Below are 25,621 nucleotides of genomic sequence, written 5' to 3' on the forward strand. Positions count from 1 at the left end.
AACACCACTTAAGCGGCTGCGCGGCGCCTGAACTCCGGCCAACCAGCACAGGATGCTGGCCGGCCCCGCGATGATCCGGTATCATCCACGGGCATGCCGCTCTCTGGGGCGGGTCTTCGCCAAAGCCCTCTCCCAGACCATGCTTTCGGCGCGCGAAGCAGTATTCCCGCAAGCGTATTCGGCTGGTCGCAGCGCATTCCGGCGCGACAGGGAGACCACCAAGCAATCCCACGGCGAGTGACATGCCTCGGATCTGAAACCGCGCAGAGCAGGAGGTAGCCATGCTCGTTCGTGACGCTATGACCGCGCATGCGGAATGGATCTCTCCGGACATCTCGCTGACCGAGGTCGCGCGCAAGATGCGCGACGCGGATATCGGATGCCTCCCCGTGGGAGAAAATGATCGTCTCATCGGAATGATCACGGATAGAGACCTTGCCTGCCGTGGCTGCGCCGAAGGGGCCGATCCCAACACGACAAAAGCGAGAAAGGTCATGACGGCGGGTATCACCTGGTGCTTCGAGGACGATGACATCAGGGATGCGACGCGCCGCATGACGGACAAGGAGATCCATCACATGCCGGTGATGAACACGCAGAAGCGGATGACTGGCATTCTCTCTCTGTCCGATTTGGCGCTGAGAGCGCCGAAGGATTTGTTCGGCGAGGTCACACGGCTTGTTGCCCGCGACGCATCGCGGCACGCTTCCGAACCCATGGCCCACTAGCTGTCCAAGCCCGGACGGTTTTTCATCCGGGGCTGGGCCGAGAGGCTGGGGTTGCAAAGCTCCGCCTCCTGGCCCGGAGACGCCGGGATGGCAGGGCCAGCATGCTGCCCCTGCCGGTTCGACGCCCATGCCAACCTACGAACCGGACTCCATCAGCAGGTCGGCAAGCCGGCTTTGCCCAGTCCACAGAGCCGCGCTCCAGCCCCGCGCGATTGCGGCCTCAACATTCGCCGGGGCGTCGTCGATCAGGAACAGCTCGTGCGGCTCAAAACCTGTTCGCGCCTCAATGGCGGCGAAGAAGCCCTGAGCGGGCTTCGCCCAGCCCAGCGCCGCCGCATAGTGGATGGCGTCGAAATGGCGCTCGAAGCCGAGCGTGTGCCAGAGATATCGTGCACGCTCATGCTCCTGGACTGTCGCGAGATGCAATTCCAGGCCGTGCGCTCGCAGCTCCGCCAATTGTCCCAGCAGGTCCCGATCGACGTGGGAATCCTGTTCGAACCAGTATCGGACGAGGGTGCCCGCATTCACTGTCGCGCCCATTTTCGCCAATGCGGGCTCAAGTCGCGCATGGAGATCAGCACGGCCATGGATGATGTCGGGCCAATGCGGGGCGAAGAACTCCGCCTGCAAGGTCTCCCTGGAGAGACCGAGATCACGTTCGAGATGAGCCGCCCATCCCCTTGGATCGGGATGTACGATCAGCACGCCGTCGACATCGACCATCACCGCCTTGAAGCGCATCGCGTCAGGATAGGCGGGCATCCTGCTCGTGAGAAGAGCCGGAATCGCCCCTGGCGGGAGCAGCGTGCGGCGTCGCCACCACTCTAATACGCCGTCCAGCCGCCATCGGTCGCGTAGGTGCCGCCGGTGAGGTTTGAGGCTTCGTCCGAGAGCAGGAAGAGCATGATCGCGACCTGTTCCGCCGGCGTCGCGTCGCGCTTATGGGAATCGGCCGCCTGCAGCAGGCTGTCGGCCTTCAGCATGCTCATGCTCGGGCCGCCGCCTGTGTCCTGCAGCTTCCTGGTCACGAGCTCCAGCGCGCGCTCGACCATCGGGGTTGCGGTCTGGGCCATGTTCACCGAGTTGATGCGGATCCCATAGGCGGCATAGTCGATCGCGGCCGAGCGGGTGAGGCCGGTCACCGCGTGCTTGCTGGCGACATAGGCCGGATTTCCGCCGAACCCGGTTAGCCCGGTGACCGAGCCGACATTGACGATGGCGCCGCCGAGATTCTGTTTCACCATCTGCTTGAGCTCGGCGCGCATCGACTTGAACACGCCGGTCGCATTGGTGCGCAAGACATTGTCCCAGTAGGCGTCCGTGGCCTCATGGATCGGCGCGAAGAGCAGGTGTTTTTGCCGCTCGTATTCGATCGGCGCGCCGGAATAGACGCCGTCCATGACGCCGGCATTGTTGATGGCGTAATCGAGCCGGCCGAAGCGAGCGACCGCGACCTTCACCATCTGCTCGCAGGTCTCGGTGTCGGAGATATCGCCGAAGACGAACTCCGCCTTTCCGCCTGCCTTCGCGATGGCGTTCATGTGTTCGGAGCCCTGTTCCTGCAACCAGTCGGCACCGACGACATTGGCGCCCTCGCGGGCGGCACGCTGGGCCGCGAGCGCGCCCATGCCGCGCGCGCAGCCGGTGACGATGAGCGTCTTGCCCTTGAAGCGCTCGGGGATGAAGTAATCCGGGCTGAGCGGCGCGACGTCCCTGGTACCGATGCCGCGCTTGCCCGTCTGGGCCTGGGCTTCCGCGGCAAGCGAGAGCCCGCCGGCTGCGCCGGCGGAGGAGGCGAGCGCGATGGCCTTCAGCAGATCTCGGCGTTCCATCGATCGGTCCCTTCCGGTTCTGGGCGGCACGGCGGACAGTGGCAATGCGTCGGGACGAACGGCGGCCGCCTCGGGACTGCCGGGGGCGGCGACATGACCATGGGCAGCGACCTCCCGCAGCGGGAACAGGCTTTTGCTCAGATCGACGATTGTATCCGACGCAGCGCGACCTGGGAAAGGCGAGGCTGTACCGGCATGGACGCAACTTCTACTAGAGGCATTGTCTCAGCAGCGCGACGACGGCGACCCCGGCGAGCGCTGCCGCAAGGTCGCTGCCGCTCGCTTTCATGACCAGGATGGCCGCGGCGAGACCTGCGCATTCCGGGACGCGTCCCTGGAGTACGACCGGCGCCATGATGCCCGTCATGACGCCGATGGGGAGGGCTCGCAGCGCCGCTTCGCGCCTGGGCGTCAAAGCAACGAAGCGCATGAAGAAGAACCCGCCGGCGCGGCAGAGATAGGAGGCCGTCGCCATCACCACGAGCGCGATCGCGAAGCGCTGGTCGAGGCTCACGGCAGGGCCTCGCTCGGGGCCGGATTGCGGAAGAGCAGGGCGCCGGCTGCGGCTGCGGCAAGTCCGCCGGCGACGATGATCCAGCCGCTGGAGACGAAGGGAGCGAGCATCACAGCCGCAAGGCCGGCAGCGAGCACCGGTCCGAGATCGGCCTTGCCCTTCCACATCCCGATGAGGAGCGCTGCTGAAAAGGCGATCAGCATGAAGTCCAGGCCGTAGCGCGCCGGGTCGCCGATCAGGCCGCCGCTGAGGCGGCCGATCAAGGTGCCGAAAATCCAGGGCGCGAACATCGCGATCCCCGAACCCAGCACGAAGGCCGCATCGTCCTGACCGTGTTCCCGCTCGGCCATCGCCAGCGCCCAGTTGCCATCGCCGAGGAAGAACAGGGTTCCGTAGCTTGCGAGCGGCGGCGCTCCCGCGAGCCAGGGGCGCAGTGCCGCGCCATAGAGCACGTAGCGCGCGTTCATCAGCACGATAGCGGCGAATAATGGCAGCAGCTGCGCCCCGTCCCGCCAGACCTGAAGAGCCGCCATCTGCGCCGAACCGGAATAGATGAAGATGCTGGTCAGGACGGATTCGAGCGCGGAAAGCCGTGCCTCCGTTGCCAGGATGCCGAACACGACGCCGTAGAGGAGCACGCCGGGAGCCAATGCCTGGGCGCGGACGAAGCCGTGCTTGAAGCCGGAGAGGGTGAAAGGCGATCGCGCACCCGATGCCATGTCAACTCTTTCTAACCTTTTACAAGGTTAGTATTGTCGAGCAGCCATCGCAGCTGTCAAGTACGTCCGGCAAGAAGGGAAATCTGGTTTGATCCAGCCGGCCACCGACCCGCGCTCCTATGCGACCCATCCCCCGCTAGCGTTGGGGGGAGCGCTTTGTCTCGACTTCATCAACACGACGGCCTGGCGGGGCGACCCGGCGCGAAGCGCAGAGCGGCTGCACGACTATGCCGAACTGGTGCATTGGGCCACCGGGCTGGAACTCATCGACACGCGCTCCGCCGCGCTGCTTTTGGATGAGGCCGAGGCGAAAGTCCGGGCAGCAGAGCAGGTCCACGGTTTGGCGCTGCGATTGCGGGGAGAGATCGAACAGGCCCTCGATCCGGCGCATGCCGGTCTGGCGCGGCTTGTCGAGGTCGAAGCGTTGCTGCGCGACATCGAACGCGTGGGGCAGCTCGTCGACACTGGTGCAGCCCGCATCCATCACTGGCACCCCAGCGGATCACCGCCGGATCTGCGGCTGCCGCTGCTGCCGGTCGCGGTCTCGGTGCTGGAACTGGCGGCGTCGCGCAGGCGATATCATCTGCGCCGCTGCGCCGATCCGAGCTGCGGCTGGGTCTTCCTGGACGAAACGCGCAACCAGTCACGCCAATGGTGCTCGATGGAGGGCTGCGGCAACCGCGCGAAGGCGCGCGCCCACTACGCGCGCCGCAAGGCGCGCGGGTGAGGCTCGACGGACGATGGGCTTGTCAGTCCGATCCTTCCGGCGCGTCGTTCAAGCCATCGGGCCTGGAATTCCGACAGGATCGTCGGACTGAGGCCGGCGCTCGGGCGATAGCGCGGCAGTGGTCTGACCATTCGGCGCGCCATTCAAAGGCGAAGGCGCGCTGCCATTCCCGCTCTCGTCGACCGCGGTCGCCCTGTCGGGCGCCGCCGCATCCGGCGTCAGTGGCCGAGGAGGGATCGGTACAAGCTCAAGTACCGGTCGGCCATCCGCTCAACCGTGAAGCGCGCGGCGACTGACGCCCGGCAGGCTGCGCGATCGATCTCTCCGATACGGTCGACAGCCGCGACGGCTTCATCGACGCTGTCGACCAGGAAGCCCGTAACGCCATGCTCGATCAACTCCGGCATCGAGCCGCGGTTGAAGGCGATGACCGGCGTGCCGCAGGCAAGTGCTTCGACGACGGATAATCCGAAAGGCTCCTCGAAACTGATGAGGTGAAGCAGCGCGCGCGCCGAGCCCAGGGTTTTCGTGCGTAGCGCCCCGCCAACCGGGCCGAGATAGACGACCGAACGATCGTCGAGTGCGGGAACCACCTGCGCCGCGTGGTAGCCCTCATCCTGGACGATGCCGGCCATGACCAGCCGCCGACCCGCCCGCCGCGCCGTCGCGATCGCTTCCGCCGCGCCCTTATCGGGGTGGATGCGACCAAAGAAGAGCAGGTCCTGGCTGCCATCAGGGTCGAAGGGAAAGTCCTCGAGCCGGATGCCATGATGAATCACGGCAGCATAGCGCAGGTCCCGATGGCGATCGGCCTCGCTGATCGCGACATAATGGACGCGATCCTCATAGGTCTTGAAGACGGGCAGGATGCGGTCCGACGAGAAGCCGTGGATCGTCGTCACGACCGGCGTCTCGACCAGTCTGGAGAATGCGAGCGGCACGAAATCCGCCTGATTGTGGAGGAGGTCGAACTCGCCTGCGCGCTCGAAGACATGGGCAACATGCAGCATCTCCCAGGCCTTGGCGTCGATGGCAGGGTTCTCGGAATAGGGCGCCGGGCAAAGACCCGCGAGCGTGCCGGAGGTCAGGCTGTCCCTGGTGGCAAAAAGCGTGACATCGACGCCGCGCTCCACCAGGGCCTCAGTCAGGAGGCTGGTCACCAGTTCCCATGGACCGTAATGGCGGGGCGGCGTCCGCCAGGATATCGGCGCCAGCATGGCGATGCGCAAGCGATCGGCCTTTCCTCGTTCAGGATCAAGCGGCAAGGATGACGCCTTCGTCTGGCCGGAGCAGCAGCACATCGTTCTCGATGAGGGGCGCCGCGGCGAGCGTCGAAAGCAGCAAACGGCAACCGGTTGTGTCCCTGGGTAACGCCAGGCGCTGCGGCTGTCCGCCGAGATTGAGCGCGATGATCAGCCGCTGAGCGCCCTCGCGCCGCTCATAGGCAAGGACGTCGCCGTCGGATTCCAGCAGCGCGAAGGCGCCGACCGCCAAGGCCGGATGGTCGCGCCTGAGTGCCAGCAGCTGGTGATAGAGCCGGAGGATCGAGGCAGGCTCCGGCATCATCCGCGCGACATTCCGCGTCGGCCAGTCCGCATTGAGTGGCAACCAGGACTGGGCCGTGCTGAAGCCCGCATGGGCGCTTCCATCCCACGGCATCGGCGTACGCACCGGATCGCGGCCCAGGCCGAGCCCGGGTTCACGCAGGCCGCGCGGGTCGTGCAGCTGTTCGGGCGGGATTGGGACATCGCTCAGACCGAGTTCGTCCCCGTAGTAAAGCGTCGGAGCGCCCCGCAGCGTCAGAAGCAGCATCGCCGCGACGCGGGCTTGAGCCTGTCCAAGCCTGGTGGCGACGCGGGGCCTGTCATGATTGCCAAGCACCCAATTCGGCCAACCGCCCGGCGGAAGTGCCGCCTCGTAAGTGGCGATGAGCGCAGCCATCGCGCGCGCGTCCCAGACGGCCTCGATCAGTTGGAAGTTGAAAGGCAGATGCATTTCCGGCCGTTCACGTCCGTAATAGTGCATCAGGCGATCGACCGGCAGATAGATCTCGCCGATCAGCACGCGCTCACCGCGCCCGGCCGCGCCGTACCCGTCGGCAATCGCCCGCATCTCGGCAGCGATCACATGGACTTCCGCCTGGTCGGTCGAATGGAGCTGGAGCACGCGGTGCATCTCGGCGAGCGCGGGGTGATAGGCCGGGTTCGGCGGATTGTCCGGGAAGCTCCCTGCCTTGATCAGGTGCCAGAGTACGTCGATACGGAAACCGTCCACGCCACGGTCGAACCAGAAACGCATCACGTCGTACATCGCAGCCTGGACGGCGGGGCTGCGCCAGTTGAGGTCCGGCTGCTGCTTCAGGAAGGCGTGGTAGTAATATTGGCCGGTGGCTTCGTCCCATTCCCAGGCCGAACCGCCGAAATCGCTCACCCAGTTATTGGGCGGCCCGCCATCGGGAGCGGCATCGCGCCAGAGATACCAGTCGCGTTTCGGATTATCGTGCGAGGAGCGGCTCTCGACGAACCAGGGATGCCGGTCGGAGGTGTGGTTCGGGACGAAATCGAGCAGGATCTTGATCCCGCGCGCATGGGCCTGGGCGAGCAGATCGTCGAAATCGGCGAGCGTGCCGAAACGCGGATCGATGTCGCAGTAATCGGCAACGTCATACCCGAAATCGACCATCGGCGAGGGATAGATCGGGGAAATCCAGATCGCGTCGATCCCGAGGCCGGCGAGATAGTCGAGCCGTTGCCCGATACCCCTGAGATCGCCCATGCCATCGCCATTCCCATCCTGAAAGGAGCGGGGATAGATCTGGTAGATCACGCCGCTCTGCCACCAAGGCGCGGTCATGGGAGCGGGATGCCAGGAGCAGCCGCAACGGCGCGGTCGAGCGCCTCCTTGTTCAGCCGCTGATCCTTGAACCTGGCGGAGTTGGCGTCGCGGGTTTGAATGATGGCCTCAGTCTCTGAGCTGATCCGGTTGCGCGACAGGGATCGGGTTTGCGTCTTGAGGGATGCGGCTTCCGCCTGGGCGCGGGCTCTGGTTTTTTCGGACAGCGGCTTCTCCCGATCGGCGCTAAGCCAATACCACCGGCGGATATGAAAAAGGCCAGGCGTTGAACCTGGCCCTTCCTTCCAACCTCATGACCGACACCAGTACATCCGTGGCTATCGGTGAGGCTGAATGGCGATTACGCGGCTTGCAGCTGCTCGGCGGCCATCTTGCCGGATTTGGCGTCGCGGACCGCTTCATAGCCAAGCTTCTGGCCTTCGACGATCTCGCGCATACCAGCGCGTTCGATGGCGGAGATATGGACGAAGACGTCCTGGCTTCCGTCATCTGGCTGAATGAAGCCGAAGCCCTTGGTGGAATTGAACCATTTTACTGTGCCGGTGCTCATCACGAACTCTCCTTCTGGCAATACTTGTCGGCCACCGAGCGAATGCCCGATGGGTTCACCACGATTTTCGAAGGGGGTTCGTCAGGCGCGCATAAACACGCGGAGAAAACAGCCAACAAATTATCGACAATCAGACAGTAAACGAATTATCGAAAAAGTAAACAACAAGTTTCATTGCGGAAGAAATCAAAGAACAGGGTGCCCGGCTCCAATAATTTTTCGACGAAATTCAAGATTCTCGCGAAAGAATTCACCCTGTTCAGCGATGTCCGTTTGTCATGACGTGAAATATCGATGCCGATGATGCCGAAATTGCCGAGGAAGCCCGGAAAGTTGAGAGCCCGCATCAAGGATGGGCACGATGTTCTGAGGCTGACCGAGCGCCCATTTGTGCCGCGGCGCTCGCTGATGAGGAGCGCGGGCTGAGCCGTGGGCTGAAGAGACCCCAGTGTAAATTACAAAAGCAGCAGAGAAGGGCAATGCGGGGAAAAGAAAGTGCTCAATCGAAAAAGATGATACTGTTGGTCATCGGACAATTCTATTCCGATGAGGAAAGATAAAATCATGAAAATCCCAGCAGAACTGAAGCCGGCCGCCTGGGGCGCCGTCGGTGGAGCTGTCGCGCTTGCAATTATCGGCTTCAGCTGGGGCGGCTGGGTCACGCAGGGTAGGGCGGAGCGCGACGCCGCGGCGCGTTCCAGCACGGCGGTGATCTCCGCCCTCTCGCCGATCTGCGTGGTCAGGTTCCAGCAGCAGGCCAACGCGACCGAACAACTTGTCGAGCTGAAGAAGATCGGCTCGTGGCAGCAGGGCGAGTTCATCGCGAAGGGGGGATGGGCGACAATGCCGGGTAGCTCGTCACCCGATTCCGATGTCGCCAAAGCTTGCGCCATCGCGCTCGGGCTGACCAAGACCTGAGGTCACTCCGGCGTCGGGTGGCCGCTTGCGGGTGGCCCCTTGTCTTCGTCCGCGGATGGGCGGCTTTCGATGCCCAGCCGCGCGCGATAGCGGATTGTCCCTTCAGGCCTTCGGAAACCAGATCAGCCCGGCCGGCTTCGGGATAAGGCCGATTGGCTTGCCGGGCTCCAATCCCCTGGCATCCTCGGGCGGAACGCTGGCGACGATCGCGCTGCCGTCGCCGAGCCGGGCATGGAGATTGGCGATCGCGCCCTGATAGGAGATCTGCTCGACGGTGGCCTTGAGGCTGCCCGGGGAGGCGTGATCGGCAAGCGCGATCGCCTCCGGCCGCAGAAGGGCTTCGCCCTGGGCACCGGGTACCGCGGCGGCGCCGGGATCGAGCAGGCGCATCTCCAGCCCGGCCGCAAGCTCCGCGACGGCGTCCTGTCCCTCACGGCGCAGGATCCGGCCAGCGAGGAAGTTCGCCCTGCCGATGAAATCCGCGACGAAGCGATTGGCCGGCCGTTCGTAGATCTCGCTGGCCGAGCCGATCTGCTGCAGCTGGCCGTCCTTCATCACCGCGATCGTGTCGGCGATGCTCATGGCTTCGGTCTGGTCATGCGTCACGAAGATCGAGGTCAGCCCGAACTCGCGCTGCAGACGCGACATTTCGAGGCCTGTGCTCTCGCGCAGCTTGGCATCGAGATTGGAGAAGGGCTCGTCGAGAAGCAGGATCGACGGGTTGATGACGAGCGCGCGGGCGACCGCCACACGCTGCTGCTGGCCGCCCGAGAGCTGGCGTGGAAGCCTGTCTGCGAGGCCCKACAGCTTCAGCTTGCCCAGCATCGCCGTCACGCGCTGTTCGCGCTCGGCGCGCGCCACGCCGCGTCGGCGCAATCCGAAGGCGATGTTCTCGGCGGCGCTCAGATGCGGGAACAGGGCGTAGTTCTGAAACACGAGGCCGGTGTCGCGCTTATGCGCCGGAAGGGTCGTGATGTCGCTGTCGCCGACGCGGATCGAGCCGGATGTCGGCGCGATGAAGCCCGCCACCATCCGCAGCGTCGTCGTCTTGCCGCAGCCGGAAGGGCCGAGCAGCGCGAGCATGCGGCCTTGCGGGATTTTTGCGCTCATGTCGGCGACGGCGACCGCCGAGCCATAGGTCTTGCGCAGGTTTTGAAGCTGGATGTCCATGGTCAGTTCCGGCGGCCTCCGAAGGTGCCCAGCAGGTGATAGAGGATCATCAGGCCGAGCGTCGCCAGGACGAGCAGGCCAGAGACCGCTGCAACGGATGGCTCGAAGCCGAGCTGGACCGCCGAGTAGATCATAACCGGCAGCGTCGGAGCCCCGGGCTCCGCCAGGAACAGCGCCAGCACCACCTCGTCGAAGGAGGTGATGAAGGCGAGAACCGTGCCGGCGACGATGCCGGGCCGGACCACCGGCAGAACGACCAGGAAGAAGGCGGCGACCGGCGAGGCCCCGAGATTGCGCGCGGCCTCCTCGAGGCTGCGGTCGAAGCGGCGCAGCACCGGCAGCGAGACGCGCAGCACATAGGGTGTGCAGACGATCACATGCGCGGCAACGAGCTTCCAGGAACCGGCAAGAAGGCCGGTGCGCGTGAAGAACAGCGTGAGCCCGACGGCGAGCACCAGGGTCGGCAGGATGAGCGGCGAGAGGAAGATGGCTTCGAGCAGCCGCCGGCCGGGAAAGCTGAAGCGGGTCAGCGCATAGGCCGCCGCGACGCCAATGGTGCAGGCGATCAGCGCGCTGACGAGCGCAATGCGCAGGCTGACGGCGAGCGCCGAGAGATAGCGCGTGTCATGCAGCGCGGCGGCGTACCATTTGAACGTCAGTCCCCGGGGCGGGAAGGCGAGGTAGCCGGTATCGCCGAGCGGTGCGGCGACGACGACGAGGATCGGCAGCAGCAGGTAGACGAAGGCGAGTACGGCCAGCAGCAGCAGCACGAAGCCGAGCGGTGAACGGAAGGAGATCGTCATCGCGCCGCCTCGCGTTCGCCACGGCCTTCGAGCAGGGCGCCATAGGCCAGGGACAGCGCGAGCACGGTGACCAGCAGGATGGTCGCCAGCGCCGCGGCAAAGGGCCAGTCGAGCAGCTCGATCGCCTGTTCGTAGATCGCCGTCGCCATCACATTGGCCCGCGCGCCGCCGACCAGGCTCGGGGTCGCAAACGCGCTGATCGCCAGCGAGAAGACCAGGAGCGAGCCGGCGACGATGCCGCCGCTCGCAAGCCGCAGCGTGACGAGGCCGAGCGCGACGCTTGGCCGGGCGCCGAGGCTCATCGCGGCATATTCCAGATCGCGGTCGATCGACTTGAAGACGCCGTGCAGCGTCAGGATCATCAGGGGCAGCAGCACCTGCGCCAGCGCGATGATGACGCCGGACATCGTATACATCGTCTGCACCGGCCGGTCGGCGAGCCCAAGCGCCATCAGGCCGTGGCTGAGGAGCCCGTCGCGGAAGAAGAGCACCATCCAGCCGAAGGAGCGCACCACGGCGCTGACCAGCAGGGGGAAGGTCGTGAGCAGCAGGAGAAAGCCCGCCCAGCGCGACTGTGCGCGGGCGAGCAGATAGGCGGTGGGCACGCCGAGCACCAGCGTGATCGCGGTCACGGCCGCACCGAGCCCGAGGGTGCGCCCCAGGATTTCCCAGTAATAGGAATCCCCGGCAAAGCGCTGATAATGCGCGAGCGTGATGCCGGTTGCGTCGCTCGCGCTGATCGCCAGCAGCGACGCCTGCGGCCAGATGAAGAAGACCGCGTAGACGAAGGCGCAGGGAGCAAACAGGAGGACGGGCGCGAAGAGCGCCCACCGCGGCCCGCTGCTGCGCGTCGCTGCCTTGGTCACCGTGCGATTTCCCGGTTCCAGCGCTCGATCCAGGAGGCGCGCTTGGCGTTGATCTTGTCGCGGTCGAGCTGCGCGAGCTTGTCCACCGAGGGAACCTCGCCGGTCAGATCGGCCGGGAGCTTGGTCTCGGGGTTCGAGGCGGTCCAGCGCATCGTGCGGGCGATTTCGATTTGTGCCTCAGGCTTCAGCATCGCGTCGATCGCGGCATTGGCGATGTCGGCATTCTTGGCGCCCTTGGCGACGCAGGCTGTGATGAAGACCGCCGGGCTGCCTTCCTTCGGCGTCGCAAAGGCGACCGGCAGGCCGGCCTGCTGCAGCTTGAACGTATTGCCGGTGTCGTAGGGCATGATCCAGATATCGCCCTGGCCGAACAGCGTCGGCAGGTCGGAAGCCGCCTTGAAGATCGTCTCGCCCTTGATCTGCTTCATCGCCTCGAAGCCGGGCTCGATATTGTCCTCGCTGCCGCCAAAGGCCTTGGCGAGCATGACGAGGAAATCGACACCATAACCGTTGGTGATCGCCGGAAAGGCGATGTGACCCTTGTATTCCGGCTTCAGGAAGTCCTTGTAACTCGTTGGCGGAGTGGGAATCTTGTCCTTGCGGTAGACGATTCCTTCGGCGATCACTGCCCAGGTCACCCAATGGCCGTCCGGATCCTTCAGCCCCGCCGGGATCTGTCCAAGCCGGGAGACGCCCGAGAGCGGCTGGCTCAAGCCCTCGCTCTTGGCGAAGGCTTCCTGGCCGCCCGAGAACTGGAACAGGTCGATCTGCGGGTTGCCGGCCTCGGCCTTCATGCGGGCGAGCGCAGCCGCCGACTGCATCGGCACTTGCGTCGACGAGGCGCCGGTCGCCTTGTCGAAGGGGGTGAAGACGGCCGACTGGATGATGTCCATGGTCGAGCCGCCGAAGCCGGAGCTCACCAGCTTGCGGCCGGCGAAGGCTTGAGCCTGGGCCTGGCCCGAGGCAAACGGCAATGCCGTCGAGGCGGCGAGCGCTGCAAGAAGCTGGCGCCGGTCAAGAGAGCTGGTACCCATCACGATCCCCTGTTTGTTGGACCGGGCATCCGAACCCGGTCTGGAATTACCGAGTTCAAGTGCAAGGCTCAGGCCGCGTCATATCCCTTGGTCCCGACCAGCTCGAAAACCTGGTCGCCATTGTAGATCGGCATATGCGGGCGGCGGATCGAGCCGACCCAGGCCTTCTCAACCGGGCAGCGCACCTCCTCGACGACATCTCCGAAGAGATCGACGATATCGGCGAGATGCTGGTCCTTCACCACGTCGTCGCCAGGCCCGACCTTTGGAATGAACAGGCCGCCCTTGATCGCCTTGTGATGGATCGCGTCGCCGCCGAGGCGGAACTGCGCCGGCAGGACCGGCGCGCCCGGCAGCATGCCGCGCGCCTTGCAGACATTGAAGATCGCCAGGGTGAGGCGATCGAGATCCTCGGCGGTCACGCGGGCGCCGCCGCCGCTCTCGACGATGAGCGAGGGCTTGCCGCTCCTAGTGTAATGCGTGAAATGGCAGCCCGACAGGCCTTCTTCCAGCGAGTTCCAGACATTCGGCGCGCCGCAGGCGCGTCCCAGCCGCTCGGACTCGATGCCCTCGGGCGTGCCGTTATTGTGGAACAGCGTGTAATGGCAGGTGATCGTGAGATCGCCGCCCGAATGCAGGTCCAGCATCGCGTCGGAATGGGCCAGCGACAGATCGAGCAGCCGGTGGGCGAGCTGATAGGTGTGGTGGCCGCGCGGATCGCCGGGGAAGACGCGGTTGAGGTTGTAGCCGTCCTGTGGGGTGAGCCGGTTGTAGCCGCGGAAGCCGAGCGGATTGGCCAGCATCAGGCAGACCACCCGGCCGGAGAGCTCGTTCAGGTCCACCGTCTTCAGGAAGCGCTGGATCGCGAGCGGGCCAACCACTTCCGGGCCATGGATGCAGGCCTGGAGCCAGAGCGTCGGGCCGTCCTTGCGCCCTTCGGCGATCAGGACCGGCGAGTAGATCGCGCCATCCGGATAAGAGCCAAGCTCGACATGGCCGCGGGTGATCTCCCCCTTGGCCGGTTTGGCTGTCCCGATCATCATTGGCTCCGCTCTCTCGTTCGCGGCTGTGCAGTACGTGCTCGCTGTTGTTATGTATCCTGAGTCGTCCCATATATGTCAACACTGTTATCTCTAATGGAACAGCAATGAGCTCGCTCGAAAATGGACTGCGCATTCTCTCCCTCGTCAGAGAGGAGCGACCCGTGTTGCGTGTGGGCGAGGTTTGTCGCGAACTCGACATGCCGAAGGCCTCGGTCTCGCGGCTGCTCAAGACGCTCTCCGAGGCCGGCCTGCTGGAGCGCGAGGAGCGTGACCAGGGCTATGTGGTCGGTGGAAAGGCGCTGGATCTGGCCGCGCTCTATCTCGCGCGGCACAACCTGCTCGATCTCGTGCGGGTCGCTATCGACGATCTGGTTCGCGAATTCGGCTTCACCGGCCATGCCGGCATCGTCGCGGGTCACGAGCGCGTGCTGCTCGTCGCGCAGCAGGGCACCTATGCGCTGCAGCACACCGGCTCGGTCGCCGAGCGCAAGCCAGCCTTCGATTCGATCATCGGACGGGCGATCCTGGCTCGCCTCGATGACGCGCAGGCGATGGCGCAGCTCGATGCCCAGGGCAAGCTCGGCATCCGCGCCAGCATGAGCGACGACGATGTCAGGGCCGAGTTCGCCGCCATCCGCAAGGACCGGATCGCCCGCTCATCGAGCCTGATCACGCCGGGCATCTCCTCGATCGGCGCAGCCATTGCCGATCCCGGCCGCAACGAGATCATGGGCCTGTGCCTGTCGTTTCCGACGATTGCGGCCGATGCGGCGATCCAGGACCGCATCGCTTTGAGCGTCGCAAGGCATGCGCAGGCGATCGGCCTGCGCATGCGCGATCCGGTCTGGTTGCAGGGGGACTGACCGGAGCGGCCGGCGGGGCGTTTCAGCGAGCCCCGCCCTGGGCGCGAGGGGGCATGGTCCGGGCCGGATTGGGCGCGGCTGGTCTGCGCTTCGAGGCACCGCGACCGCGATGGCGGGGCGGATTGGGGGGCGTCAGGCCCGCCAGGAAGCGGCCATGCCGCTCCACGCCGCGCGTGAGATGAGCGTCGAAGCGTTTGGCGAGGGAATGGAGCAGGGCCAGGAGTTTGAGGGTACGCTGCAACATGACGGCACGCATTCTGTCGGTGCGCATCTCTTCACGGGATGTACCTGACAGATATTGCGCGTCATTCTGCTTGCGATGTGCTTCTGCAGAGCGCGCCATAAACGCTCCATAAGCCACCCGCCGGGCCGTTCTGCGCCCGGCATGTCAGTAGGGTTTGGGCTTGTCGATGCGAGCCCGGCCGGGCGCTCCCGGACAAGCGGCGCCCTTACGTGAGGCCCATGCCGATCCGCATCGAATCCTTATGCCGAACCAGCCGAGACTGTGACGGTGGTCGCGCCTGACCATCCTCCCGAGCGGGACATGCCTGCCGGGACGATGGCCCGCAGCGACGCGCCACGATCGATGGTCTGACAGGGTGAGGTTTCCGATGGATCACTGGCTTCGCGGGATGTTCACCCCGTTGGTGACGCCCTTCAGCGGCAATAGCCTGGACGAACCAGCCTTCCTGCGGCTGGTGGATTGGCAGATCCAGGAGGGGGCGGACGGCATCGTTCTCGGCTCTGCCAGCGGCGAAGGCTCGACGCTCACGGACGAGGAGCGCATGCGCTTGCTCAGGCTGGCGCGGGCCGCCGCGGGGCCGGTCTATCCCATCATCGCGGCGGCCGGGTCGAACGCGACGGCGCAGAGCATCGCAGATGTCCGCAACGCCACCGCGGCGGGAGCCAATGCGATCCTGCTGCGTCTGCCCTATTACAACAGGCCGACCCAGGCCGGTCTCGTCCAGCACATCCTGTCGGTTGCCGCTGCGACCCCCTTGCCGCTGATCATCGACAATGATCCCGAGCGCTGTGCGGTCGAGCTCGCGCCCGAAACCCTGGCCGAACTGGCGGCGACGCCGACCATCATGGGCGTGCTCGAGCGTCGCGGCGACGTCGCGCGCTGCGACCGGATCATGCGCAGCTGCAGCCGGCATTTCATGCGCCTGACCGGTGCCGGCGACACCATCCCAGCCTATCTTGCCTCCGGCGGCTGCGGTGCGATCACCAGCATCGGCAATCTTGCGCCGCGTCTGCTGGGCCGGATCAGGGAGGCCTGCCGCATCGGCTCCTTCGAGCAGGCGCAGATCCTGCAGCGCCGCCTGGTTCCGCTCCTCGGCCTCACCGCCCGGGAGCCGGACCCCGTCGCCATCAAACTGGCATTGTCGCTCCAGCATCCCGGCATCAGCCCCGCCTGTCGGTTGCCCCTTGTCACGGCGGCCGCGTCGCTCGTCGAGGACCTGACGTATGCGCTCGATGATCTGCCCCGGCCGATCAACGGCCGCGCGGTCCATCGGCTTTCCGCCGCCTAGATCATCGGCCCGAAATCGCTTCCGGCCCGATGATCTAACCCTTTGTGTTTGCATCGCCTTTCCCGAAAACCGCAATCCACTTTTCGGGCCGATGCTTTGGGCGCGGAACCCAGCCCTGCCTCTGAAGGGACCACCGTGCCGGTGATGCCCCTTACGCCTGCCTTATGCCGCTGGATGACAGCTCGCATAGCGAGATTACGGGGAGAAGGTCGATCATCCACCTTTCGCATGACGGAGGCGAACATGGTCACCTATGAGACATCCCTGAGGCGGCGACGCGAAGCAGTCTATCGCGCCGCTCGCCGCCATCAGCCGTTTGGCGGGATCGCGCGCGACCTGTTGCAGTCCCTTGTCCTGCTGCTGCTCTTGGCCTGCATCCTGGCGGTCCGGATCAATTTTACGGCACCGCACTAGGCGCAGGCCGGAAGCGCGGCTGCCGATGCAGGATTGGCGCACCATATGGTGGGCATGCCCACCATATGGTGGGCATGCCCACCGGCATCAGGGAGATGCCATGAGCACCCTCAGGTCTCCGGGTGAGTTCGAGCTTCTGCCGGACCCCGATACGCTGACGGCCTTGCAGCTCTTCAAGGCTCCGATGGTGGTTCGCTATGTCCTGGCGGTCGCGATGACCGTCATCGCAACCGTGGTGGCGGTCGGGCTCGACAACGCGGTGACGATCCCGAACCTGTCGCTCGTCTTTGTCGTCCCGGTGGTGATCGCGGCGGTTTTCTTCGGGCTGGGACCCTCGCTCTGCGCGGCTGTCCTCGGGGCGCTGTCCTATAATTTCTTCCTGACCGAGCCGCGTTTCACGCTGCGCGTCGACGACCCCGCCAGCATCTGGGCGATCGGGCTGCTCTTTGTCGTCGGACTGATCACAAGCGCCGTGGCCTCGACCGCCCGCCGCAGGGCAGACGATGCGGCGCTGGCGCGGCGGCAGGCTGCGCTGGTGCAGTCCTACAGCCGGGACATCGTCGCGGCCGGCGAACCCAGGGCGGTCTTCTCCCGCACCGCCAATGCGCTCGAAACCCTGTTTCAGGTCCCGGTCATCGTGATGCTGATGTCCGAGCCCCTGGGCGATTTCGTCGAGAGACGCGGCGCCATCGAGCCTCGCGAGGTCGACATCGACGCGGCGCGCTCGTCGCTGACCACCGGCACGGTTTCGGTGGCCGACGTCTATCCCTTCAACGGCTCGCGCTTCGATTTCTGGCCGGTGATGACGTCAGTAGGAAGCCGCGCCGTCATCGGGCTGGCGTTCGATCCCGAAGAGCGCCCGCCGCAGCCCGGCACCCTTGTCGAAATCATCGCAAGCCTTCTCGCCCTGGCCCTCGATCGTCAGCATCTCCGGACCGGGTCGGACAGCGTCGCGGACGGGCAGGGGGCATCCTAGGCCTTCCCCTGCCGTTGTGGACGCCTACGAGGAACTCCGTCCGATCAGCAGCGCTGCCCGGTAGCTCGGTTCGCCATACCGGGCCATGCGCTCCAGGACTGAGATATGGATGGGAAGGTCGAGCACGTCGGCCTCCGTTTCCAGTGCGTCCGTCTCGATCCAGGGATCATTCAGCAGGAACAGGTCGTCATGGACGGCGTGGACGACAACCCAGTGGGGCGCTGTCCGGCCGTGCGTTTCCATCTGGTCGATCAGAACGACGGCAATGGCACCCTCGGCGATGGCGTCGCGCAGCTCCCAGCTCTCGAAGGCGCGATGTTCGACATCGATGCCGGAGGCGAGCACCCGGCTCTTGAAGTCGGCCTGGACGAAGGTCATCAGCTCGCGCTTGGCCTCCGTGTTGCCGCGGTCAAGCAGGACCGGCTCCGAAGCGCTCATGAACAGCCGGAGCGCATAGCCGCGCGCGGCAACGGCCAGTGCGAGCCCATACGGGTCGCAGCCGCCCGGACCCGTCAGCCCGATGACCGTCGTGGCTTCGCGCCACAGGGCGATTTCGAGCTGGCGATCGGGAACGACCGCGGGCTCGAGGCCTGCAAAGGCCATGGCAAGTGAAGCGGGGCCGCAGGTGAAGCCGGTCGATTGCGGGTAGAGCGGTGCGACCGGCTTCGGCGGCCGCTGCGCGTTGCGCAGCTTGCGCTCGGTGTAGACGGAGCCCTGTTCGGCAGCCGCAATACCGGTCAGCCTCCGCAGGGCCGGCGGCAGCTCGTCATCTCCGGTCGCACTGGCAATCCGCCAGGTCAGGATATCGGCCTCGAGCGAGATCAGTTCAAGCGCGGCGACCAGCGCGCGGCCAATCTCCTCGCCGGCGCCATTCGCGTCCGCTGGATCGACCCAGAACCTGACGATGCGCAGCATCGCGGTCGTCCGGCGGCGAAGCCCGGCGAGAACTCCGACAATCACGGACCGTTGTCTTGCGACGAGAATGAGCTGCCCGGGTGCGGACAGAAGAGGGCCCAGGCGGCTGGTGACCTCCGCCGGCAAGCCGTGCGGCGCGTCCTGGCCGCCGGGAATGCGCGTGACCTCGATTGCTGGCATGGTCAGTTGGTCCCGATGCGAGAGCCGGAGGGGGCCGCAGCACTGCGATAGAGCGACAGCAGCTGGGCGGTGCGCGGCGCATGCCGCAGGGTTTGCGCCGCGGCCGGAGTCGATGCGAGCTCGCGCCAGCGGTGGCAGGCAACCGAGCGCCCGTCATCGCCCGGTGTGAGCGCAGGCACTTCGCGCTGACAAAGCGCGACGGCGAATGGGCAGCGCGGATGGAAGCGGCAGCCGGACGGCGGATTGAGCGGGCTCGGCATGTCTCCGGACAGCACGGCGCGGCTTCGGCGTGCGCCAGGTCGCGCAACCGGCGCGGCGGCCAGAAGCGCCTGCGTATAGGGATGCGCCGGGTGGGCGAAGATCGCGTCCTTCGGGCCGATCTCGACGATATTGCCGAGATACATCACGGCGACGCGGTGGCTCAGGTGCCGGACGACGGACAGCCCGTGCGAAATGAAGAGATAGCTCAGTCCGAGCCGTTCCTGCAGGCTCCGCAACAGATTGACGATCTGGGCCTGGACCGAGACGTCGAGCGCAGAGACCGGCTCGTCGCAGACGATCAGCCGCGGCTCGACGGCCAGCGCACGCGCGATCCCGATGCGCTGGCGCTGTCCGCCGGAGAACTCGTGCGGGTAGCGATCTGCATGTCTGTCGGCGAGGCCGACCAGGCCGAGCAGCTCGGAGACCCGGGCGGCAACGCTGTGCCTGTCGGCGAGGCCGAAGAGCAGGGCAGGCTCGGCAATCAGCTCGCCGACCGTCATGCGGGGATTGAGCGAGCCGTAAGGGTCCTGGAAGATCAGCTGAACATTGCGGTGCAGGGCGCGCCGCTCGCTTGACGACAGGGTCGCGATATCTCGCCCCTCGAACAGGATGCGTCCGCTGCTGGGGGCCGTCAGCCCGACCAGCATTCGCCCCGCCGTGGACTTTCCGCAGCCGCTTTCGCCGACGAGCGACAGGGTTTCGCCCGGCGCGATCGAGAAGCTGATGTCGTTGACGGCGCTCAGCCTGCGCCTTTGCCACGGCCATGTGCCTGCGACGCTGAACTGCTTGCTCAGCCCGTCGACGGTGAGAAGCGTGGTGGCGGCATCCGCAGCCGGCATCATGCCTGCCCTTCCTGCATGAGGGTTTCCAGAAGCGGTGTGCGCCAGCAGGCGGAGGAATGCCCCGGCCTGACTGTGCGGAGTGGTGGGACCTGCGTGCTGCACCGCGCAATGGCGAACGGGCAGCGGGGCTGGAACCCGCAGCCGGGAGGCAGGGCCAATGGATCGGGCGGGCCGCCCTCGATCGGCGTGAGGGGCTCCTCGTCGCCATCGATCGCCGGCATCGAGCTGAGGAGGCCGACGGTATAGGGATGCTCGGGGCTGTCGAACAAAGCCCCGACCGGAGCGGTCTCGACGATGCGCCCCGCATACATCACCGCGACACGGTCGGCCATCTCCGCGACGACCCCGAGGTCATGAGTGATGAGGATGATGGCGGCTCCGGTCGTGGCCTTCAGCTCCCGCATCAGGTCGAGAATCTGGGCCTGCACGGTCACGTCGAGCGCCGTTGTCGGCTCGTCGGCGATGAGCAGCCTGGGACGGCAGGCCAGCGCCATTGCGATCATCGCCCGCTGGCGCATGCCGCCGCTGAGTTCATGCGGATAGGCCTTGACCCGCGTCTCCGGTGACGGAATGCCGGTCAGCTGCAGTACTTCGATCGCCCTTGCATGCGCCTGGGCACGGCTCGCCGGCTCATGCAGTTGGATCGCTTCGATGATCTGGTCGCCGATCGTCTGAACGGGATTGAGCGACGTGTTGGGCTCCTGGAAGATCATGCCGATCTGGCCGCCGCGAATGTCGCGCATGGCATGGGCGGGCTTGGCGACGAGGTCCTCGCCGCGAAACAGGATTTGCCCCGCCGCGATCTCGCCCGGCGCAGGCACGAGCCTCAGCAACGAGAGCGACATGATGCTCTTGCCCGAGCCGGATTCTCCGACGATGGCGAGCGTCTCGCCGGCGCCGACGGCGAAGTCGACCGCGTCGACCGCCATCACCTTGCCGGCAGCGGTGTTGAAGCAGACGCGCAGTCCGCGGACCTCGATCACGGGTGTCTCAGTCGTCATCGGCGCAATTTCGGATCCGTGAGGTCGCGGAAGGCGTCCCCGAGAACGTTACAGGACAGCACGATCACGAAGATCAGCAGGCTGGCGGCGGTCGACACATGCGGCGCCAGGAAGATGAAGCTCCGCCCCTCGGCCGCGATGCTGCCGAGTTCCGCGGTCGGCGGCTGCAGGCCGAGGCCGAGAAAGCCGAGAGCCGCTGCGAGCAGGATCGTCTCGCCGAATTGCAGCGTGCAGTAGACGACGATCGAGGCCGCGCAATTGCGCAGGAGGTAGCGATGGATCAGCGTCGCGTCGGAAAGCCCGATCACGCGGCCGGCCTCCATATACTCCGCCTGCATGACCGTGGCCGCCGCCGCGCGGGTGACGCGGGCAATCCGGGGCGAGGCCGATAGCCCCAGCGCGATCACGAGACTGTCCATCCCGATGCCGAGCATCGCTGCGAGCGCGAGGCCGAACAGGATCGAGGGAAACGAGAGCAGGACATCGACGATGCGCATCAACGGCCCTTCGAGCCGGCGATAGAACGCCGCCAGGAGCCCGATGCTGCCACCGATCAAGGTGCCGATGGCGACCCCGGCGAAGCCCAGGATCAGGGTCGTCCTCGTGCCGTAGAGCAAGCGGGTCAACAGGTCGCGGCCCTGAGAATCCGTTCCGAGGAGGTGAGCGCCGCCGGGAGGACGCAGCCGCAGCCGGAGATTGGTATGATAGGGGTCGAACGGCGTCAGAAGTGGCGCAAACACGGCTGCCGCGACGATGACGAGAAGGAGGATCAGCGCAGCGAGCGCGACCTTGTCGCTCCTGAGGCGCTGGAACATGCCCGGCCGGGACGGGCGAGCAGCTGTTACGGTCGATGCGGGACCCTGGGCGCTCATCGCAGGGCACTCCGGATGCGCGGATCGAGCAGGCCGTAGAGCGTATCGACGATCAGGTTCACGACGATGAAGCCGCAGGCGATCACGAGAATGGCGCCTTGCGCCATCGGGAAATCGCTCGACACGATAGCGCCCACCGCGAGCCGGCCGACGCCCGGCCAGGAGAAGATCGTCTCGGCGATGACTGCGCCGCCGAGCAGCGATCCGATCTGAAGGCCGATCAGCGTCACGACCGGGATCAGCGCCGTCCGCAGCGCATGGCGCGTGACGACCTGGAACTCGGACGCGCCCTTGGCCCGCGCGGTACGGATGAAATCGGCACCCAGCACCTCGACCACCGCCGTCCGCGTCATCCGTGCGACCGGGCCGATGAAAATGACGCCGAGCATCAGTGCCGGCAGTGCGACGTGATGCAGGCCCCGCAATGTCCAGAGCGGTCCGCCACGGCCCTGGAGCGGAAACAGCTGCCAGCGATAGGCCGCAAATTGCAGCAGCAGCAGCCCGACCCAGAAGGCCGGTACCGACACGCCGGCCACCGACAGCGCCATGACCGCGCGATCGAACGCTTTTCCGCGCCGTGTGGCGGCAAGCGTGCCGAACAGGATGCCGAGCGGCACCGCCCAGCTCAGGCTCGCCACCATGAGCTCGACGGTGGGGCCCAGTGCCGATGCAAGCTCGTCGAGCACCGGGGCGTTGTTGATGATCGAGCGGCCAAGATCGCCCTGGGCGACCCGCAGGATGTACAGCCAGAACTGCACCAGGATCGGGGCGTCGAGACCGAGCTGGCGCCGGATAGCATCGATTTCGGCCGCCGTCCCCGTGGGGCCAGCGATGATGGTTGCCGGGTCGGTGGGAATGACCTGCAAGAGCAGGAACCCGGCGAAGAGCACCCCCAGCAGGATCGGTAGCGAGCTCAGGAGGCGCCAAAACAGCTGTCGCGTCACGTCGATTCGTCCCTGGGCGCACGGCTTCCGGGCATCCAGGTGCCCCTTGCCGTCGCCTGTTCCACATCCGGCGCGCCGAGCGGCGCAGGCGGCTTGCTCGCCGTTACTTCGCCGGCATGAGGTCCAACCCGTTGTAGAGCGCCGCTCCGCTGATGCCGTGCGGCTTGAACGGCTTGAGGGTGGTCCGCGAGACGACGGTCAGTTTCTCGTTCACCAGCGGTTTCCAGAGCACGGCCTCATGGACGATAGCCTCGGCCTGGGCGAAGGCGCTGTAACGTGCTTCCGGCGAGGTCGCGCGGTTGCCCTCCTCGATCAGGCGATCGGTATCCGGGTCGTTCCAGTTCATCCGGTTGGGCGTCGGCATGTTGCTGGAGAGGAAGTAGAGGTTCATCGCCTCGCCGGCGCTCAGATAGGGGTAGTTCATCTGGTAGAGATCGAAATCCTGGGTCCGCAATTTGCCCCAGACGATTGTCGCGTCGTAGAGCTCGACCTTGAGATCGATGCCGATCTTGCGCAGATCCCCTTGGATGGCCTCGGCCATCTGGCGATTGGCGTCGCCCGTGAAACCGTAGAAATTCAGCGAGAGCGGCTTGCCGTCCTTCATGCGGACGCCCTTGGGGCCCGCGACCCAGCCGGCCTCGTCGAGTAGTGCCTTGGCCCGGACCGGATCGTAGCGGAAGGCGCCGAGCTTCATCCCGGGATTGAAGTCGAGGGTCGCCTTGGAGAAATAGGCGTTCGCCGCCTCGGCTTCGCCGAAGAAGATGGCATCGGCGATCGCGCCTTCGTCGATGGCGAGGCTGATGGCTTCGCGGATGCGCTTGTCCGCCAGATGCGGGCGCGTGATCTTCATGCCGACATAATGGGTGCGGAAGGCCAGGTCGGGATTGAGGAGCCGGATCTTCGGGTTCGCCTGCACCTCGGCGACGGCCCAGGCCGGAACCGAATAGGAGAGGTCGCCTTCGCCGGTCTGCAGGGCGGCGACGAGCGTCGCGGCCTCCGGCACGATCTTCCAGACGAAGCGGGCGACACCTGCCGGCCCCGCATTCTCCATGAAGGCCGGCCCCCAGCGATAGGCGTCGTGCCGGGTCAGCACGGTCTCCGTCCTCGGCTTCCAGGAGCGGAAGCAGAAAGGACCGGTCCCATTGAATGCGGAAATGCCGAAATTATCCTTCAGCGCCGCAGCTTGTTCCGGGTCGATGATGACGAAGTTGAACTGCGTCATCTGATAGAGCAGTTCGGAGTAGGGTTCCTTGAGACGATACTCCACGGTGTAGTCGTCGAGCGCCTTGATGCTCTCGACCTTGCCCGCCTTCCATTTGCTGACGCCGGCGAAGTCCGGATTGAGCCAGCGCTCGACCGTGCCCACGACAGCCGCAGCGGTAAAGCGCTTGCCGTCGCAGAAGCTCACGTCGCGGCGGAGATGGAACGTATAGGTCCGGCCGTCCGGGCTGACCTCCCAGCGTTCCGCCAGGCCGGGGCGAACGGTCTTCAGGTCGCGGTCGAGCGTGACCAGCGTTTCGCCGACCATGTACAGCACTTCTGCTGCGGCGAGCGTCGTGGTGCGTTGGGGGTCGTAGCGATCGGCGTCGCTCGTTCGCAGGGCCGTCAACGTGCTCTCTTGCGCCAGAGCAGCAGCCGGCGCGACGAGAAGAAGCGCGAAAGCAAGGCTCGCCGCGCGTGACCCGAAAGAATCCAACAAAACCCGCTCCCGTGCGATTGAGCCGCTCTCCCTGCCAGATCCCGGAAACCCGGTTCTGGTGGTCGCGAACGGCATAGTAAGGTGGCTGCCAGCGCCGGCCATAACGATAAGATCGCGTCACTTCATTCCTTCGGGGAATGAAGTTTCAGCCCTTCGGTGCGAGCCGGTTTTCGTCGCGCTGGCGCTGCCGGAACACGCTCACCTCATCGAGGACCCAGCGTCGGAACGCCTGGACTGCCGGCAGATCTCGTTTCCGCTCGGGGCAGACGAGGTAGTAGGATTCCGCGCTCTTCATCGCGCGGGCGAATGGTGCGACCAGCCTTCCGTCGGCCAGTTCGGCTTCGATCATGAAGCGCGGCACGATCGCCATTCCCATGCCGCTGATCGCAGCCTGGATGATCATTTCGAACTGCTCGAAGCGAACGCCGTGGAACGGGTTGACCTCGCTCGCGCCGGCCAGCTGCAGCCAGTCCTTCCAGGCTCGCGGCCGTGCGCGGTGATGGAGCAGGGCGAGCCGATCGAGATCCGCGACCGTGCTGACGGGCCCGTGGGGAGCCAGCAGCGACGGAGCGCAGACAGGAATGATCTCTTCCTCCATCAGCAGGTCGGATGGACCGCCGGGCCAGGGCTTCTCGCCGAAATAGACAGCGATATCGATGTTCTCCTCGACGAGGTCGAAGGGCCAGGCCCGAACGGTCAGGCTGAGGGCGAAACGCGGATGCAGAGCCCGGAAACCGCCGATCCTCGGGGCAAGCCAGCGCGCACCGAAGGTGGGAAGGGTGGCGATGTTGAGTATTCCGCCGCCGCCCTGGAAGGCGAGCGCTTCCATGGTTGCCGATTCCATGATCTCGAGGGCCTCGCGCACCCTGGCGAGATAGAGCTGTCCCGCTTCGGTCAGGACAATGCGCTGTCTCACGCGCTCGAACAGGCGCAGGCCCAGGAAGGCCTCCAGCGACTGAACCTGTTTGCTGACCGCGCTCTGCGAGAGATTCAGTTCCTCGGCCGCGCGGGTGAAGCTCGAATGGCGCGCCGACGCCTCAAAGATCGTCAACGAAGGCAGAGACGGCAGGACGCGGCGCACGATGGGTTCCGGGCGGATCGACAAGGACCGTTCAATAGCGATGGGCCGTTGGGTTGGATACGGCAATTCGCCCGCGGACAGAGCGCATTTGCCCTGCGTCTCCGGCAGTTCGAGCCTCCGTTCCGAAGGGCCAGCTGCTAGAGCAGGTTCATGGTTTTCCGATTCTGCCGGGATTCCCAAGCGCCGCGAACAGTGCGATTCCTTCCTTGTCTGACGCGGGAGGCCGGGATGGCACGGGCTTACAGCCAGGATTTGCGTGAGCGAGTGATTGCGGCGACCGAGGC

27 protein-coding genes are annotated in these 25,621 nt (G+C 65.7%); 7 read left to right on the forward strand and 20 right to left on the reverse strand.

Going from position 1 to position 25,621, the window contains the following annotated elements; all coding sequences use genetic code 11:
* Window positions 1–281 precede the first annotated feature (281 nt).
* Window positions 282–728 carry a CBS domain-containing protein gene (locus tag AC1DGP_RS28525; RefSeq protein ID WP_441508147.1) on the forward strand — a complete coding sequence of 149 codons (447 nt, stop codon included), beginning with the start codon at window positions 282–284 and terminating at the stop codon, window positions 726–728.
* A 135-nt stretch (window positions 729–863) separates the two neighbouring features.
* Here AC1DGP_RS28525 and AC1DGP_RS28530 read toward each other — a convergent pair whose 3' ends face one another.
* The 4 genes from AC1DGP_RS28530 to AC1DGP_RS28545 all read right to left on the reverse strand — a co-directional run bounded on the left by AC1DGP_RS28530 (window position 864) and on the right by AC1DGP_RS28545 (window position 3,793).
* Window positions 864–1,490, reverse strand: a complete 627-nt coding sequence (locus tag AC1DGP_RS28530) for an HAD family hydrolase (RefSeq protein WP_441492352.1) — start codon at window positions 1,488–1,490, stop codon at window positions 864–866.
* A 62-nt stretch (window positions 1,491–1,552) separates the two neighbouring features.
* Complete coding sequence (locus AC1DGP_RS28535) at window positions 1,553–2,560, reverse strand: SDR family NAD(P)-dependent oxidoreductase (RefSeq protein ID WP_441508146.1); 1,008 nt, start codon at window positions 2,558–2,560, stop codon at window positions 1,553–1,555.
* A gap of 211 nt (window positions 2,561–2,771) precedes the next feature.
* On the reverse strand, window positions 2,772–3,074 hold the full coding sequence (locus AC1DGP_RS28540; RefSeq protein ID WP_476826956.1) for an AzlD family protein: 303 nt from the start codon (window positions 3,072–3,074) through the stop codon (window positions 2,772–2,774).
* On the reverse strand, window positions 3,071–3,793 hold the full coding sequence (locus AC1DGP_RS28545) for an AzlC family ABC transporter permease (protein ID WP_441492355.1): 723 nt from the start codon (window positions 3,791–3,793) through the stop codon (window positions 3,071–3,073). Before AC1DGP_RS28545 ends, AC1DGP_RS28540 begins: the two co-directional genes overlap by 4 nt.
* 88 nt (window positions 3,794–3,881) lie before the next feature.
* Between AC1DGP_RS28545 and AC1DGP_RS28550 the strand changes: the two genes are divergently transcribed.
* Entirely contained in the window at window positions 3,882–4,520 is a 639-nt protein-coding gene (locus AC1DGP_RS28550) for a CGNR zinc finger domain-containing protein (RefSeq protein WP_441492356.1), read from the forward strand.
* Between the two features lie 218 nt (window positions 4,521–4,738).
* Here the strand turns inward: AC1DGP_RS28550 and AC1DGP_RS28555 are convergent, their stop codons facing one another.
* From AC1DGP_RS28555 to AC1DGP_RS28565, 3 genes are all read right to left on the reverse strand, one after another.
* A complete protein-coding gene (locus AC1DGP_RS28555) occupies window positions 4,739–5,749 on the reverse strand; it encodes a glycosyltransferase family 4 protein (RefSeq protein WP_476832787.1) in 1,011 nt (336 codons plus the stop codon).
* Window positions 5,750–5,774: 25 nt separating this feature from the next.
* Window positions 5,775–7,373, reverse strand: a complete 1,599-nt coding sequence (locus AC1DGP_RS28560; protein ID WP_476832788.1) for an alpha-amylase family glycosyl hydrolase — start codon at window positions 7,371–7,373, stop codon at window positions 5,775–5,777.
* Window positions 7,374–7,713: 340 nt separating this feature from the next.
* On the reverse strand, window positions 7,714–7,923 hold the full coding sequence (locus AC1DGP_RS28565; RefSeq protein WP_113518820.1) for a cold-shock protein: 210 nt from the start codon (window positions 7,921–7,923) through the stop codon (window positions 7,714–7,716).
* A gap of 564 nt (window positions 7,924–8,487) precedes the next feature.
* On the opposite strand from AC1DGP_RS28565, the gene AC1DGP_RS28570 reads away from it, so the two are divergent.
* Window positions 8,488–8,841 carry a hypothetical protein gene (locus AC1DGP_RS28570; protein WP_441492359.1) on the forward strand — a complete coding sequence of 118 codons (354 nt, stop codon included), beginning with the start codon at window positions 8,488–8,490 and terminating at the stop codon, window positions 8,839–8,841.
* 102 nt (window positions 8,842–8,943) lie between these two features.
* On the opposite strand, the gene AC1DGP_RS28575 is transcribed toward AC1DGP_RS28570, so the two are convergent.
* The 5 genes from AC1DGP_RS28575 to AC1DGP_RS28595 all read right to left on the reverse strand — a co-directional run bounded on the left by AC1DGP_RS28575 (window position 8,944) and on the right by AC1DGP_RS28595 (window position 13,754).
* Window positions 8,944–10,011, reverse strand: coding sequence for an ABC transporter ATP-binding protein (locus AC1DGP_RS28575; protein WP_476832789.1), 1,068 nt, complete (start codon window positions 10,009–10,011; stop codon window positions 8,944–8,946).
* 2 nt (window positions 10,012–10,013) lie between these two features.
* The gene (locus AC1DGP_RS28580; protein ID WP_441508141.1) at window positions 10,014–10,814 is read right to left on the reverse strand and encodes an ABC transporter permease; all 801 of its coding nucleotides are present in this window, start codon (window positions 10,812–10,814) and stop codon (window positions 10,014–10,016) included.
* The gene (locus AC1DGP_RS28585) at window positions 10,811–11,680 is read right to left on the reverse strand and encodes an ABC transporter permease (protein WP_441492362.1); all 870 of its coding nucleotides are present in this window, start codon (window positions 11,678–11,680) and stop codon (window positions 10,811–10,813) included. The genes AC1DGP_RS28580 and AC1DGP_RS28585 overlap by 4 nt, the downstream gene beginning before the upstream one ends.
* On the reverse strand, window positions 11,677–12,714 hold the full coding sequence (locus AC1DGP_RS28590) for an extracellular solute-binding protein (protein ID WP_441508140.1): 1,038 nt from the start codon (window positions 12,712–12,714) through the stop codon (window positions 11,677–11,679). The genes AC1DGP_RS28585 and AC1DGP_RS28590 overlap by 4 nt, the downstream gene beginning before the upstream one ends.
* Window positions 12,715–12,782: 68 nt before the next feature.
* A complete protein-coding gene (locus AC1DGP_RS28595) occupies window positions 12,783–13,754 on the reverse strand; it encodes a succinylglutamate desuccinylase/aspartoacylase family protein (protein ID WP_441508139.1) in 972 nt (323 codons plus the stop codon).
* Between the two features lie 107 nt (window positions 13,755–13,861).
* On the opposite strand from AC1DGP_RS28595, the gene AC1DGP_RS28600 reads away from it, so the two are divergent.
* The gene (locus AC1DGP_RS28600; RefSeq protein ID WP_441508138.1) at window positions 13,862–14,620 is read left to right on the forward strand and encodes an IclR family transcriptional regulator; all 759 of its coding nucleotides are present in this window, start codon (window positions 13,862–13,864) and stop codon (window positions 14,618–14,620) included.
* Between the two features lie 22 nt (window positions 14,621–14,642).
* On the opposite strand, the gene AC1DGP_RS28605 is transcribed toward AC1DGP_RS28600, so the two are convergent.
* Window positions 14,643–14,864 (reverse strand): hypothetical protein, encoded by a 222-nt coding sequence (locus tag AC1DGP_RS28605; RefSeq protein ID WP_476832790.1) that lies wholly within the window; start codon window positions 14,862–14,864, stop codon window positions 14,643–14,645.
* Between the two features lie 367 nt (window positions 14,865–15,231).
* Between AC1DGP_RS28605 and AC1DGP_RS28610 the strand changes: the two genes are divergently transcribed.
* The 3 genes from AC1DGP_RS28610 (at window position 15,232) to AC1DGP_RS28620 (ending at window position 17,542) form a co-directional block, all read left to right on the forward strand.
* The gene (locus tag AC1DGP_RS28610; RefSeq protein WP_441492367.1) at window positions 15,232–16,152 is read left to right on the forward strand and encodes a dihydrodipicolinate synthase family protein; all 921 of its coding nucleotides are present in this window, start codon (window positions 15,232–15,234) and stop codon (window positions 16,150–16,152) included.
* Window positions 16,153–16,395: 243 nt separating this feature from the next.
* Window positions 16,396–16,566, forward strand: coding sequence for a hypothetical protein (locus AC1DGP_RS28615; protein WP_476832791.1), 171 nt, complete (start codon window positions 16,396–16,398; stop codon window positions 16,564–16,566).
* A 100-nt stretch (window positions 16,567–16,666) separates the two neighbouring features.
* Entirely contained in the window at window positions 16,667–17,542 is an 876-nt protein-coding gene (locus AC1DGP_RS28620; RefSeq protein ID WP_476832792.1) for a DUF4118 domain-containing protein, read from the forward strand.
* Window positions 17,543–17,566: 24 nt separating this feature from the next.
* Here AC1DGP_RS28620 and AC1DGP_RS28625 read toward each other — a convergent pair whose 3' ends face one another.
* The 7 genes from AC1DGP_RS28625 to gcvA all read right to left on the reverse strand — a co-directional run bounded on the left by AC1DGP_RS28625 (window position 17,567) and on the right by gcvA (window position 25,337).
* Window positions 17,567–18,637, reverse strand: a complete 1,071-nt coding sequence (locus AC1DGP_RS28625; RefSeq protein WP_476832793.1) for a peptidase C39 family protein — start codon at window positions 18,635–18,637, stop codon at window positions 17,567–17,569.
* 2 nt (window positions 18,638–18,639) lie between these two features.
* Entirely contained in the window at window positions 18,640–19,740 is a 1,101-nt protein-coding gene (locus AC1DGP_RS28630; RefSeq protein ID WP_476832794.1) for an ABC transporter ATP-binding protein, read from the reverse strand.
* Window positions 19,737–20,741: an ABC transporter ATP-binding protein gene (locus AC1DGP_RS28635; RefSeq protein WP_476823850.1), complete on the reverse strand. Its 1,005-nt coding sequence runs from the start codon at window positions 20,739–20,741 to the stop codon at window positions 19,737–19,739. Before AC1DGP_RS28635 ends, AC1DGP_RS28630 begins: the two co-directional genes overlap by 4 nt.
* Window positions 20,738–21,613, reverse strand: coding sequence for an ABC transporter permease (locus AC1DGP_RS28640; RefSeq protein WP_476832795.1), 876 nt, complete (start codon window positions 21,611–21,613; stop codon window positions 20,738–20,740). Before AC1DGP_RS28640 ends, AC1DGP_RS28635 begins: the two co-directional genes overlap by 4 nt.
* A complete protein-coding gene (locus AC1DGP_RS28645; RefSeq protein WP_476823848.1) occupies window positions 21,610–22,557 on the reverse strand; it encodes an ABC transporter permease in 948 nt (315 codons plus the stop codon). Before AC1DGP_RS28645 ends, AC1DGP_RS28640 begins: the two co-directional genes overlap by 4 nt.
* 103 nt (window positions 22,558–22,660) lie before the next feature.
* The gene (locus AC1DGP_RS28650) at window positions 22,661–24,253 is read right to left on the reverse strand and encodes an ABC transporter substrate-binding protein (protein ID WP_476832796.1); all 1,593 of its coding nucleotides are present in this window, start codon (window positions 24,251–24,253) and stop codon (window positions 22,661–22,663) included.
* A gap of 148 nt (window positions 24,254–24,401) precedes the next feature.
* Window positions 24,402–25,337 (reverse strand): transcriptional regulator GcvA, encoded by a 936-nt coding sequence (gcvA, locus tag AC1DGP_RS28655; RefSeq protein WP_476770911.1) that lies wholly within the window; start codon window positions 25,335–25,337, stop codon window positions 24,402–24,404.
* Window positions 25,338–25,621 lie beyond the last annotated feature (284 nt).

The organism is Allobosea sp. 05T433 (genome assembly GCF_056396065.1).